This window comes from Pseudomonas sp. UM16, assembly GCF_050312595.1.
GTDB lineage: Bacteria > Pseudomonadota > Gammaproteobacteria > Pseudomonadales > Pseudomonadaceae > Aquipseudomonas.
This window is the reverse complement of the sequence record NZ_JBNPJT010000006.1, coordinates 39,813-51,913: the sequence shown is the minus strand read 5'-3', so window position 1 is coordinate 51,913 and position 12,101 is coordinate 39,813. Positions and strand designations below refer to the sequence as shown.

At 59.9% G+C, this 12,101-nt stretch carries 16 protein-coding genes; 9 read left to right on the top strand and 7 right to left on the bottom strand.

Annotation, left to right across the window (positions count from 1 at the left end):
• Positions 1-2: 2 nt before the first annotated feature.
• From rnk to cyaY, 3 genes are all read right to left on the bottom strand, one after another.
• The gene (gene rnk, locus ACQRAX_RS08560; protein WP_412040093.1) at positions 3-422 is read right to left on the bottom strand and encodes a nucleoside diphosphate kinase regulator; all 420 of its coding nucleotides are present in this window, start codon (positions 420-422) and stop codon (positions 3-5) included.
• Between the two features lie 133 nt (positions 423-555).
• Positions 556-777 carry a DUF1289 domain-containing protein gene (locus ACQRAX_RS08555; protein WP_412040094.1) on the bottom strand — a complete coding sequence of 74 codons (222 nt, stop codon included), beginning with the start codon at positions 775-777 and terminating at the stop codon, positions 556-558.
• Between the two features lies 1 nt (position 778).
• On the bottom strand, positions 779-1,111 hold the full coding sequence (gene cyaY / locus ACQRAX_RS08550) for an iron donor protein CyaY (protein ID WP_412040095.1): 333 nt from the start codon (positions 1,109-1,111) through the stop codon (positions 779-781).
• Between the two features lie 192 nt (positions 1,112-1,303).
• Here cyaY and lptM point away from each other — a divergent pair, with 192 nt between their 5' ends.
• From lptM to ACQRAX_RS08520, 6 genes are read left to right on the top strand one after another with little or no spacing between them, the layout of a single operon-like run.
• A complete protein-coding gene (gene lptM / locus ACQRAX_RS08545; protein ID WP_045181439.1) occupies positions 1,304-1,441 on the top strand; it encodes an LPS translocon maturation chaperone LptM in 138 nt (45 codons plus the stop codon).
• 9 nt (positions 1,442-1,450) lie between these two features.
• Positions 1,451-2,698, top strand: a complete 1,248-nt coding sequence (gene lysA / locus ACQRAX_RS08540; RefSeq protein ID WP_045181437.1) for a diaminopimelate decarboxylase — start codon at positions 1,451-1,453, stop codon at positions 2,696-2,698.
• A 4-nt stretch (positions 2,699-2,702) separates the two neighbouring features.
• Complete coding sequence (gene dapF, locus ACQRAX_RS08535; protein ID WP_412040096.1) at positions 2,703-3,533, top strand: diaminopimelate epimerase; 831 nt, start codon at positions 2,703-2,705, stop codon at positions 3,531-3,533.
• A gap of 13 nt (positions 3,534-3,546) precedes the next feature.
• The gene (locus tag ACQRAX_RS08530) at positions 3,547-4,284 is read left to right on the top strand and encodes a DUF484 family protein (RefSeq protein WP_412040097.1); all 738 of its coding nucleotides are present in this window, start codon (positions 3,547-3,549) and stop codon (positions 4,282-4,284) included.
• Complete coding sequence (gene xerC, locus ACQRAX_RS08525) at positions 4,284-5,183, top strand: tyrosine recombinase XerC (protein WP_412040098.1); 900 nt, start codon at positions 4,284-4,286, stop codon at positions 5,181-5,183. Before ACQRAX_RS08530 ends, xerC begins: the two co-directional genes overlap by 1 nt.
• Complete coding sequence (locus ACQRAX_RS08520; RefSeq protein ID WP_412040099.1) at positions 5,180-5,875, top strand: HAD family hydrolase; 696 nt, start codon at positions 5,180-5,182, stop codon at positions 5,873-5,875. The genes xerC and ACQRAX_RS08520 overlap by 4 nt, the downstream gene beginning before the upstream one ends.
• 53 nt (positions 5,876-5,928) lie before the next feature.
• Here ACQRAX_RS08520 and sutA read toward each other — a convergent pair whose 3' ends face one another.
• From sutA to glnK, 3 genes are all read right to left on the bottom strand, one after another.
• Positions 5,929-6,255: a transcriptional regulator SutA gene (gene sutA / locus ACQRAX_RS08515; protein WP_412040100.1), complete on the bottom strand. Its 327-nt coding sequence runs from the start codon at positions 6,253-6,255 to the stop codon at positions 5,929-5,931.
• Between the two features lie 475 nt (positions 6,256-6,730).
• On the bottom strand, positions 6,731-8,062 hold the full coding sequence (locus ACQRAX_RS08510) for an ammonium transporter (RefSeq protein WP_412040101.1): 1,332 nt from the start codon (positions 8,060-8,062) through the stop codon (positions 6,731-6,733).
• Positions 8,063-8,103: 41 nt separating this feature from the next.
• Positions 8,104-8,442 carry a P-II family nitrogen regulator gene (gene glnK, locus ACQRAX_RS08505; protein WP_002555808.1) on the bottom strand — a complete coding sequence of 113 codons (339 nt, stop codon included), beginning with the start codon at positions 8,440-8,442 and terminating at the stop codon, positions 8,104-8,106.
• Between the two features lie 331 nt (positions 8,443-8,773).
• On the opposite strand from glnK, the gene ACQRAX_RS08500 reads away from it, so the two are divergent.
• A complete protein-coding gene (locus ACQRAX_RS08500) occupies positions 8,774-9,037 on the top strand; it encodes an accessory factor UbiK family protein (protein ID WP_045181405.1) in 264 nt (87 codons plus the stop codon).
• Positions 9,038-9,063: 26 nt separating this feature from the next.
• On the opposite strand, the gene ACQRAX_RS08495 is transcribed toward ACQRAX_RS08500, so the two are convergent.
• The gene (locus ACQRAX_RS08495; protein ID WP_412040102.1) at positions 9,064-9,189 is read right to left on the bottom strand and encodes a hypothetical protein; all 126 of its coding nucleotides are present in this window, start codon (positions 9,187-9,189) and stop codon (positions 9,064-9,066) included.
• A gap of 456 nt (positions 9,190-9,645) precedes the next feature.
• Between ACQRAX_RS08495 and ACQRAX_RS08490 the strand changes: the two genes are divergently transcribed.
• A complete protein-coding gene (locus ACQRAX_RS08490; RefSeq protein ID WP_412040103.1) occupies positions 9,646-11,142 on the top strand; it encodes a YifB family Mg chelatase-like AAA ATPase in 1,497 nt (498 codons plus the stop codon).
• A gap of 173 nt (positions 11,143-11,315) precedes the next feature.
• The gene (locus ACQRAX_RS08485) at positions 11,316-12,074 is read left to right on the top strand and encodes a winged helix-turn-helix domain-containing protein (RefSeq protein ID WP_256205195.1); all 759 of its coding nucleotides are present in this window, start codon (positions 11,316-11,318) and stop codon (positions 12,072-12,074) included.
• Positions 12,075-12,101 lie beyond the last annotated feature (27 nt).

The following is a 12,101-nucleotide window of genomic DNA, read 5'->3' as shown; positions in this document are numbered from 1 at the left end:
GCTCAAAGGTCGAAGTCGCCGGCCGCTTCTGGCTGGTACTCGACTTCCAGCAACTTGAGCTTGAGGGTCTTGCCGCCTGGAGCTGGCCAGTCAATCTGCTCGCCTACCGACAGGCCCAACAGCGCGCTACCGATCGGCGCGAGGATCGAGATCTTGCCTGCGTCAGCGTTGGCATCCTTCGGGTAGACCAAAGTCAGGTGGTAGTCCTTGCCGCTGGCTTCTTCGCGGCAATGAACCCGGGAGTTCATGGTCACGACACCGGCCGGAACTTCCTCGTGACCGACCTGATCGGCGCGGTCCAGCTCGTCCTGCAAGGCGAGCACACCCGGCGACTCTTGCGTCTTTTCATCGAGGCTGTCGATCAGACGCTCGAGACGCTGTACGTCCAATCGGGTGACGATAATGGAAGGCTTGGTGCTCATGATCCAGTCTGGCTCCTTTTTTTGAGCGATATAAAGCAAAACCCCGCCCAAGGGCGGGGTTTGCAGGAATTCGGCACTGCCGAAGCAAGATCGACACTACCACAGCCAAGTAAATACACAATACCTGAAGGGTTTACGCCGATCCGGCCAGTTGTCGACGCGCCAGTGCCTCCTGGCAAATCAGCCGACGCCGGTCATCATCGGCTGAACGCCACTGGCGAATGTCTTCGACATGGCGGAAACAGCCGATACAAACTTTGTGCTCATCTAACCGACAGGTGCTGATGCACGGCGACGGCACGGCCGGGCTGACATTGCTGTAGAGCGGCTTGGCCGGCTTAGGTGCACTGCTCATCTCAGATCTCTTCGAAATCGAGTTTCTCGCCGACTCGCTCCCAGACAATACGCTCAAGCATCTCACTGAGCAGCTCTTCAGTTTTTTCGCAGGTCCACTTGCCGCTCTGCTCATCGTAATCGAAGTGAAAACCACCGGACTTGTCGGCCAGCCACAACTGGCGCAGCGGCTCCTGGCGACTGAAGATCAGTTGGCTACCGTTGTCGAACTTGATGGTCAGGACGCCTGCCGAGTTCTCCATATCCAGATCCAGGTCCGTGTCATCGAACAGGTCTTCCAATGCCTGTTGGGTCGCGTCGACCAGGTCGTGAAAACGCGCTTCGGTCAAACTCATTGCAAGAACCTCAAAAATGTCTGCACACACGCAAACCGGGCAAGATACGAGCGCCGCGCGCCGAATGCAAAGGATAACGCCCCGCGCCAAGCCCGGCAGCCCCCCCGCCCGACGGCGGGCCGCCTGCATAGGCAAGGCGGCAGGCGCTCGGTATACTCGGGCGCAATACTGCTTATTTCAAAGGATTACGCCATGAAGCGCCTGATCTCCTCCCTCGCGGCGCTCGTCGCGATTGCCTGCCTTGTTTCCGCCTGCGGCCAGAAGGGCCCGCTGTACCTGCCAGACGAGAGCAAAGACGGTCAAAAGTCGCAATCGCACAAGCACCAGTAAGGGTAACCCATGGACGCTTTCAACTACCGCGACGGTGAGCTGTTCGCGGAAGGCGTGGCCCTGTCGGCCATCGCCGAAAAATTCGGCACGCCCACCTACGTGTACTCACGCGCCCACATCGAGGCCCAGTACCGTAGCTACGCTGATGCCCTGCAGGGTGTTTCGCACCTGGTCTGCTTTGCTGTCAAAGCCAACTCCAACCTCGGTGTGCTGAATGTGTTGGCTCGCCTGGGCGCGGGTTTCGACATCGTTTCCGGTGGTGAGCTGGAACGTGTCTTGGCTGCGGGTGGCCGTGCCGATCGCGTGGTGTTCTCCGGTGTCGGCAAGACCCGCGAAGACATGCGTCGTGCCCTGGAAGTCGGTGTGCACTGCTTCAACGTCGAGTCCACCGATGAGCTCGAACGCCTGCAAGTGGTTGCCGCCGAGATGGGCCTGCGTGCGCCGATTTCGCTACGGGTCAACCCGGATGTCGACGCCGGCACCCACCCGTACATTTCCACCGGCCTGAAAGAGAACAAATTCGGCATCGCCATCGCCGATGCTGAAGAGGTCTACATCCGCGCCGCCCAGTTGCCGAACCTGGAAGTGGTCGGGGTCGACTGCCACATCGGTTCGCAGCTGACCACCCTGGAGCCGTTCCTCGACGCCCTCGACCGCCTGCTGGCGCTGATCGACCGCCTCGGCGACTGTGGCATCCACCTGCGTCACCTGGACCTGGGTGGCGGTGTTGGCGTGCGTTACCGTGACGAAGAGCCGCCGCTGGCTGGCGATTACATCAAGGCCATCCGCGAGCGCCTTGGCGACCGCGACCTGGCCCTGGTGTTCGAACCGGGCCGCTACATCGTGGCCAACGCTGGCGTCCTGCTGAGCCGCGTTGAATACCTCAAGCACACCGAGCATAAAGACTTCGCCATCGTTGACGCGGCGATGAACGACCTGATTCGTCCGGCCCTGTACCAGGCCTGGATGAACGTCACCGCGGTGCAGCCGCGCGCTGGCGAAGGCCGCACTTACGACGTGGTCGGCCCGATCTGCGAAACCGGCGACTTCCTGGCCAAAGAGCGTACGCTCAACCTGGCCGAAGGCGATCTGCTGGCGGTGCATTCGGCGGGCGCCTATGGTTTTGTCATGAGCTCGAACTACAACACCCGTGGCCGCTGCGCTGAAATTCTGGTCGATGGCGACCAGGCCTTCGAAGTGCGCCGCCGCGAAACCGTAGCCGAGTTGTTCGCCGGCGAAAGCCTGCTGCCGGAGTAAACCCATGCTGCTGCGTTTTACCAAAATGCATGGGCTGGGCAATGACTTCATGGTCCTGGACCTGGTCAGCCAGCATGCGCATATCCTGCCCAAGCACGCCAAGCAATGGGGGGACCGTCATACCGGTGTCGGTTTCGATCAGTTGCTGATTGTCGAAGCGCCGAGCAATCCGGAAGTGGATTTCCGCTATCGGATCTTCAACGCCGACGGCTCCGAGGTCGAGCAGTGCGGCAACGGTGCGCGCTGCTTTGCCCGCTTTGTGCTGGACAAGCGCCTGACCGCGAAAAAGCGAATCCGCGTCGAAACCAAGGGCGGCATCATTGAGCTGGATGTGCGCAACGACGGGCAAATCAGCGTCGACATGGGTCCGCCACGGCTGGTCCCAGCTGAGATTCCCTTCGATGCGCCGGCCCAAGCCCTGAGTTACCCGCTGGAAGTGGCTGGGCAGAAAGTCGAGCTGGCCGCCGTGTCGATGGGCAACCCCCACGCAGTGCTGCGCGTCAACGACATCAATAATGCTCCGGTTCACCAGCTCGGCCCGCAGATCGAACATCACCCGCGCTTCCCGCAGCGGGTCAACGTCGGTTTCATCCAGGTCATCGATCGTCACCGCGCCCAACTACGTGTCTGGGAGCGTGGAGCCGGGGAAACCCAGGCCTGCGGTACCGGTGCCTGCGCTGCTGCCGTGGCCGCGATCAGCCAAGGCTGGATGGACTCGCCGCTGCTGATCGACCTTCCCGGTGGGCGCCTGTCCATCGAGTGGGGTGGTCCGGGCACGCCAGTACTGATGACCGGCCCAGCCGTTCGTGTGTTTGAAGGACAGGTTCGACTATGAGTGAGTATCGACCATGAGCGATCAGCCCCAGGCGCCCGCCGCACAGCCCACCGACCTTAGCGCCGAGGGCTCAACGCCCGCCTTCGGGGCTGAGGCCGTGGTTGCCTACTTGCGCGACAACCCGAAGTTCTTCGCCGAGCACGATGAACTGCTCAGTGAGCTGCACATCCCCCACCAGCGCGGCGATAGCGTCTCGCTGGTGGAGCGCCAACTCAAGTTGCTGCGCGACCGCAACATCGAGATGCGTCATCGCCTCTCGCAGTTGATGGACGTAGCGCGTGACAACGACCGCCTGTTCGACAAAACTCGTCGACTGATTCTCGACCTGCTCGATGCCGACAGCCTGGAAGCAGTGGTCATGGCCGTCGAAGACAGCCTGCGTCAGGAGTTCAAGGTGCCCTTCGTCAGCCTGATCCTGTTCGGTGACACCGCCGCGCCGGTCGGCCGTTGGGTCAACAGCGCCGACGCCCAGCAAGCCATTGGTGGCCTGCTGTGCAGCGGCAAGACCGTTAGCGGCAACCTGCGCGATCATGAATTGGACTTTTTGTTCGGTGAAGAACAGCGCAAGGAGGTCGGCTCAACGGCTGTCGCCACCCTCAATCACCAAGGCCTGCATGGCGTCCTGGCCATCGCCAGCCGTGATCCGCAGCACTACAAGAGCAGCGTCGGCACCCTGTTCCTCAGTTATATCGCCGAAGTGCTTGGCCGCGTGGTGCCTCGCTTTACCCAGACCTTGCGCCCGGTGCGCTGATGGAACGCCAGCTGCAGGCTTTCAGCGCGCACCTGCGCAACGAACGCCAGGTGTCCGAGCATACTCAGCTGGCTTACCGTCGCGACCTCGATAATGTCCTGGCCTACTGCGCCAAGGGCGGTATCAACAGCTGGAATGCCCTGCAAATCCAGCACCTGCGCCAGTTCATTGCCCGACAACATCATCAGGGTCAATCTTCGCGCAGCCTGGCGCGCCTGCTTTCAGCCGTGCGCGGCTTCTACCGCTACCTCAATCGTGAAGGTATCTGCAGCCACGACCCGGCCAACGGCCTGTCCGCGCCCAAGGGCGAACGACGCCTGCCCAAGACCCTCGACACCGACCGTGCCCTGCAACTGCTCGAAGGCGCAGTAGAAGACGAATTTCTCGCCCGACGCGACCAGGCCATGCTCGAGCTGTTTTACTCCTCGGGGCTGCGACTGTCGGAGTTGACCAGCCTCAACCTCGAACAATTGGACTTGCCCGCTGGCCTGGTTCAGGTTCACGGTAAAGGCAGCAAGACCCGCGTATTACCGGTCGGCCGCAAAGCCCGCGAAGCCCTTGAACAATGGCTGCCCCTGCGCAGCGGCAGCGGTCCGCAAGATGGCGCGGTATTCGTCAGCCAACAAGGACGGCGTCTGGGCCCACGTGCCATTCAACTGCGCGTGCAGGCCGCTGGAGCCCGGGAGCTGGGGCAGAACCTGCACCCGCACATGTTGCGACACTCCTTCGCCAGCCACCTGCTGGAATCCTCCCAGGACCTGCGCGCCGTACAGGAGATGCTCGGCCATGCCGACATCGCTACCACACAGATCTACACTCACCTTGATTTCCAGCATCTGGCCGCCGTCTATGACAGCGCCCACCCCCGGGCCAAACGCAGTAAGGGCAGCGATTCATGAGTATCGAACTGATCACCTTTGATCTTGACGACACCCTGTGGGATACCGCTCCGGTGATTGTCAGCGCCGAAGCCATCCTGCGTGACTGGCTGGCCGCCAATGCACCCGACCTTGGCGCCGTACCGGTAGAGCATCTGTACGCCATCCGCGAGCGCCTGGTACACGCCGAGCCAGGGCTCAAGCACCGCATCAGCGCCTTGCGCCGCCGCGTGTTGTTCCATGCCCTGGAAGATGTTGGCTACAGCGAAAACAAAGCCCGCGAGCTGGCCAACGAAGGCTTTGAGGTGTTTCTCCACGCCCGACACCAGATCGATATCTTCCCAGAGGTGCAACCGGTGCTGGAAATCCTCCGCCGCCATTACACCCTTGGCGTGGTCACCAACGGCAATGCCGATGTACGCCGCCTGGGGCTGGCCGACTATTTCAAGTTTGCCTTGTGCGCCGAAGATATCGGCATTGGCAAACCTGACCCGCAACCCTTCCTCGAAGCCTTGCGCCAGGGCCAGGTTGAAGCTCACGCCGCTGTGCATATTGGCGATCACCCTGGTGATGACATCGCCGGGGCCCAGCGGGCCGGCCTGCGGGCAATCTGGTTCAACCCACAGGGTAAGGCCTGGGAAGCCGAGAGTCGTCCTGATGCTGAGATCCAGCGCCTCTCGCAACTGCCTGAGCTGCTTAATAGCTGGCGATGAACGCCCACAAAAAAGCCCGCAGCGACGGCGGGCTTTCTTGCTGACGAAACCACTCAGATAGGGCGGCTACCGTACTTGTTGTCCGGCTTCTTGGGCGGATCGGCGACCACATTGGCCTCCACTTCCTGCACCTTGCCACCACGGGAGAGAAACTCTTCCATGGCCTTGGCCAGCGCATCACGTTCCTTCTGCTTGGCTTCCATGCTCGGCATATCGTCTACCGAGACGGCTGCCGACTTGGCCTTGCCTTTGGCAGCAGGCACCGGGCTGTCATCACCACTGTCGTCAGCTACATCATCAGCTGCCGCTTCGAGGCCTTCATCACCTTCGTCTTCGTCGCCTACTTCGAGGTCGTCAGTTTCCAGATCGTCGTCGCTCATGTTCTACCTCATGACTTGCGAAAAGCAGATTAGTTATAGACCAGCAGCGCCACAAATCGACAGCTACCGGAAAAATTCACAGGGTCGCGGGTTTGCCGCCACCTCAGGCGCGCGCCATGGCATCTGGCGTACGCCGTGCAGGCCCTACGCTTGGCAGGACCTGACGAAATTAAAGAGCCGCCGACAGTGAACCCGTCGGCCTACCCTGGCATGATCGGCCTGCTCATTGGCAAGCCTAGCAAAGGGTAACGAAGTTTGCGGACAGCTTGTCAGCTCCCTTCGGCGCGCATTCTAGCGTGCTCAGAGAAAAAGCAAAGTGCCTAACTATCACTCTGTGCTGTAAGTTTTCTGCCTTCGTGAAGCCGCTCGAAAAAGCAACGGCAAAAGCGCGCGAAGAAACCGTTTGCGTTGCCGGAATCCGACAAATTGCAGGCAAAAAAATGCCCGGCGAGCCGGGCAAGTTTTTTTCGAGGCGTTACAGGTTGTAGCCGCGCTCGTTGTGTTGCGCCAGGTCGAGACCAACCGACTCTTCTTCTTCGTTAACCCGCAGGCCCATCACCAGGTCCAGCACTTTGAGAATCACGTAGGTGACGATCGCGGTGTAGATCACGGTAAAGCCGACGCCTTTGGCCTGAATCCAGACTTGTGCGCCGATGTCTTCGACGGCCCCAAAGCCGCCCAGTGCAGGAGCGGCGAACACGCCGGTCAGAATCGCGCCGACGATACCGCCGATGCCATGCACCCCGAAGGCATCCAGGGAGTCGTCGTAGCCGAGCTTGCGCTTGAGGCTGGTGGCGCAGAAGTAGCAAATCACACCGGCGACCAGACCAATCACCAGGGCGCCCATCGGGCCGACGGTGCCAGCAGCCGGGGTAATGGCGACCAGGCCAGCGACCACACCTGAAGCGATGCCCAGGGCACTTGGCTTACCGTGGGTCAGCCATTCAGCGAACATCCAGCCCAAGGCGGCGGCGGCGGTAGCGATTTGGGTCACCAGCATGGCCATGCCCGCAGTACCGTTGGCAGCCGCCGCGGAACCGGCGTTGAAACCGAACCAACCGATCCACAGCATAGCCGCGCCCATCAGGGTGTAGCCGAGGTTGTGTGGAGCCATTGGTGTGGTCGGAAAGCCCTTGCGCTTGCCCAGTACCAGGCACGCCACCAGGCCGGCGATACCGGCGTTGATGTGCACCACGGTGCCGCCAGCGAAGTCCAGCACGCCCCAGTCCCACATCAGGCCGCCGTTGCCGCTCCAGACCATGTGCGCAATCGGTGCATAGACCAAGGTGAACCAGATGGCCATGAAGATCAGCATCGCCGAGAACTTCATACGCTCGGCAAAGGCACCGACGATCAGCGCCGGGGTGATGATCGCAAAGGTCATCTGGAAGGTAATGAATACGGCCTCAGGGAACAGGGCCGTCGAAGAGGTCAGGCTCGCTGGGGTCACACCGGCGAGGAACGCCTTGGACAAACCGCCAACGAAGGAATTGAAGTTGACTACACCTTGCTCCATGCCGGTGGTATCGAATGCCAGGCTATAGCCGTACACCACCCACAAAACGCTGATCAAACCGGTGATCGCGAAGCACTGCATCATCACCGACAGCACGTTCTTGGAACGCACCATACCGCCGTAAAACAGGGCCAGACCGGGGATGGTCATGAACAGCACCAAGGCGGTGGCAGTCAACATCCAGGCGGTGTCGCCGGAGTTGAGTACCGGGGCTGCCTCCTCTGCCATGGCCAGGCCAGGCATTACGAGGGACAAAAGGGCTCCTAGCCCTGCGAATTGACGCAGAGTCATATTGTTATCTCCTGGGGCGTTGGGGTTTGGTGAGGCTTTTTTTAGATCGCGTCGGTATCGGTTTCGCCGGTACGGATGCGAATCGCCTGTTCCAGATTGACCACGAAAATCTTCCCGTCACCGATCTTGCCGGTGTTGGCAGCTTTGGTGATCGCTTCGATGACCCGGTCCAGATCCTTGTCGTCGATGGCGACGTCGATCTTCACCTTGGGCAGGAAATCAACCACATATTCAGCGCCGCGATACAGCTCGGTGTGGCCCTTCTGCCGACCGAAGCCTTTGACTTCAGTGACAGTAATACCCTGCACGCCGATTTCAGACAGCGACTCGCGCACGTCGTCCAACTTGAACGGCTTGATGATGGCAGTGACTAGCTTCATGAAACTCTCTCCCGAATTGGTGGACTTGCCCCAGGAAAACAAACCCGACTCAAGTCTAAGCGCAGCGCCTGGCTTTGTAACGCGTCGTTGACGGTGACTGCATCAGTGCATGGGTCATAAGGGTCTTAGCAGAAACCTTGCCAGATCCGCTAAATCGTCCAATTACAGACACTTGCGTTGGCCTGTGGTGATTGGCCAGGCGCCAGCAACGTTTCGCTGCACGATTATGGTGCGCGCCGATTCGGGGTCATGCGCAAAAAGCGTGCAGCATTAGGCGGGCAAAGCTGCGTGCTACACTGGCGCCCCATTTGGATACAGCGGATAGCCGAACATGCTCGCGCCCAAAGCCTTTCTCGATGCCCTGAGCGACCAAGCCTCGCGCCTGTTCAGCGGCGACACCTCGCAACCTCGCGCCGAACTCGAAAGCCAATTCAAGGCCCTGCTGCAAAGCGGTTTCAGCAAACTGGAACTGGTCAGCCGGGAAGAATTCGATAGTCAGATGGTGGTGTTGGCCCGCACCCGTGCGCGCCTTGAAGCACTGGAAGCCAAAGTTGGCGAAATGGAAGCGCGCCTGAACCCGCCTGCGGCTGAATAGATACCGTAGCCGCCGCCAGGCTGCGGCTACACCAGTGCATCTTCAGCACTGATACCGGCACAGACGCTGAACAGTGGCGGATGCTCGGGACAGCTGGTGACCGCCCGCTCAATGGTTTCGACAAAGGGCGGATCAGGAACAGGCTTTTTCATCAGGCAACTCCCATGGAGCGCCCACCGTTCGCTGCTAAACGAATAGGGTGGCAGCTATACGCGGGTTAGCAGACCGAGCATAGGAACCGGTGCACCCGAAGGTGCCCCACGTACAGCCGCCATTGACCAGGCGGGGAAACCCGCACCTGGGATATGGTGCTTTGCTTATGCCTGGACTGCTAAATCCGGTCGTTGAATCGTCAACGACAGTCGCAGGGTAGGCATGCACCTGGGCAGGTGCAGTAGAGCAGCGGCGCCGGAAGCATGAATCAGAAGCGTCTGACAGAAAACAGCTACAACTGGACATGTATCGGCTCCCTGCACATGCCATCGCTGACAAGCTGGTCGCCTTTCCCGCTGAAAAGATCAGACTCACTCTTCTGCCCTCTCCCCCTCCCCGCCCCACTATCCTTACAGAGCCGCAGGACGCGGTTTCGTCTAGATCATGGAGCGTTCATGTCCCTCGCCCTTGTCCACAGCCGTGCCCAAGTCGGTGTCTCAGCCCCTGCCGTCAATGTTGAAGCGCATCTGGCCAACGGTTTGCCGGCGCTAACCCTGGTCGGCTTGCCAGAAGCCACGGTCAAAGAAAGCAAAGACCGCGTGCGCAGCGCGATCCTTAATTCCGGCCTGGAATTTCCTGCCCGGCGTATCACCCTTAATCTCGCGCCCGCCGATTTGCCCAAGGACGGCGGCCGCTTCGATCTAGCGATTGCCTTAGGCATTCTTGCCGCCAATGGGCAGTTTCCGAGCGCTGCCCTTAATGAGTTGGAATGCCTCGGCGAACTCGCCCTGTCCGGGGCCATACGGCCGGTGCAAGGTGTACTGCCCGCAGCCTTGGCAGCACGCGCCGCCGGGCGCGCGTTGGTAATCCCACAAGAAAATGCGGAGGAAGCCTGCCTGGCCTCAGGGTTGGTGGTGTTTGCAGTCGGGCACCTGCTGGAATTGGTGGCCCACCTCAACGGACAGACGCCACTCAATCCCTACGCGGCTAATGGTTTGCTGCTGCACGTTCGCCCCTACCCGGACCTGAATGAAGTTCAGGGCCAGCAAGCAGCCAAGCGTGCCCTACTGGTCGCCGCCGCGGGTGCACACAATTTGCTCTTCAGCGGCCCGCCGGGTACCGGTAAAACCTTGCTCGCCAGCCGTCTGCCCGGCCTGTTGCCGCCACTCGATGAGCGCGAAGCACTGGAAGTGGCAGCCATTCAATCAGTCGCCAGTCATGTGCCGCTGAGTAGCTGGCCACAGCGACCGTTCAGACACCCTCACCACTCGGCGTCCGGCGCGGCGCTGGTGGGTGGCGGCAGCCGACCGCAACCTGGCGAGATTACCCTCGCCCATCATGGCGTGCTGTTTCTGGATGAGTTGCCGGAGTTCGAACGGCGGGTGCTGGAGGTGTTGCGCGAGCCACTGGAGTCAGGCGAGATCGTTATCGCTCGGGCCAAAGACAAAATCCGCTTCCCGGCACGCTTTCAACTGGTCGCCGCGATGAATCCCTGCCCCTGTGGATATCTGGGTGATCCCACCGGGCGCTGTCGCTGTGGCAGTGATCAGATTCAGCGTTATCGCAACAAGCTCTCTGGCCCTTTGCTCGACCGCATCGACCTGCACCTGACTGTCGCTCGCGAAGCCACGGCGTTGTCGCCGGCTGCCAGCGAGGGCGAGAGCAGCGCCACTATTGCAGCGCAGGTCGCCGTTGCCCGTGATATCCAGCACCAGCGTCAGGGATGCGCCAATGCCTTTATCGACTTGCCGGGGCTACGCCAGTATTGCGGACTGTCCAGCGCCGACCAGCAGTGGCTGGAAAGTGCCTGCGAGCGCCTTACGCTGTCGCTGCGTGCAGCACATCGGCTGTTGAAGGTGGCCCGGACGCTGGCCGATCTTGAAAACGCCGAACAGATTGACCGGAGCCACCTTGGCGAGGCACTGCAGTACCGACCGACAACTTCGACGTGAATTATTTCAATCTTGAAATATATAAAGCCCACTATTTTATGAAGCCAACAGAGCAATAGCAAGAACACTTCGTCGACTTGCTTCATTTAATGTGACCCTTATAATAGCGGGGAATTTCACAACGCGCGTATTGCTTGATGATCCACCAATTTCGACTAAAGAATAGCGCTCTTGTGGAGTTTATTCCTGAACACTGCAAGATTATTATCAACAAAATACCCGGCGCACCCGAGGAACTAACACTTGCCCGCGCCGAGTCGCGGATACTCGAACTCTTGCTGATGGAACCTGGAGCGATCTGCTCCCGTGAGGCCATCCTTGAGTTTGCCTGGGATGATCGGGTGGTCTCCGCCGGTAGCCTCAACCAGTCAATCTTCATGCTCAGAAACATACTGGGCGACGGCAAAGATCACGAAATAGTGATCACCGTGCCGCGACGCGGCTATCGGTTCAACAGCGACTTTCTGGTCGCGCTCCCCGAGGTTGCGGATGATCCCGTTGAGGAGCCACCGCCTGCTCGCGCTCCCAGCACGACGATACCTGCAAACCTGCCTGACACCAGGCACGGCATTGGTGCGGCGGTCTGGCTGGGCTATCTGACGGCGGCAATTGTCACTCTATTCACCCTTTGGCATATATACAGCTGGTACAAGCCAACCACTGAAATGCACATGACAACAATTGAGCAAGGTGAACTTACAATTTCCGCAGTGGGTAAAAGCGAGCTTGAGGTTAACAAACTTAAAGCCGACTTTTTAAATGCAGGCTTGCCCGATCAAAATTTGAAAGGCCAGGTTTTTATTAGCCGTACAGGTCCGCGTATAAACTTATCATGCATCAGGGAAACAGGCGAGGCTTACAATCTCGAGTATCAGTTTCAAGATGAGCGCTTCATCAGCATGTTAAGAAAATGCGTCACCGGTGAAAAATGAATAACTTACGAGCTACTTGGTATCACT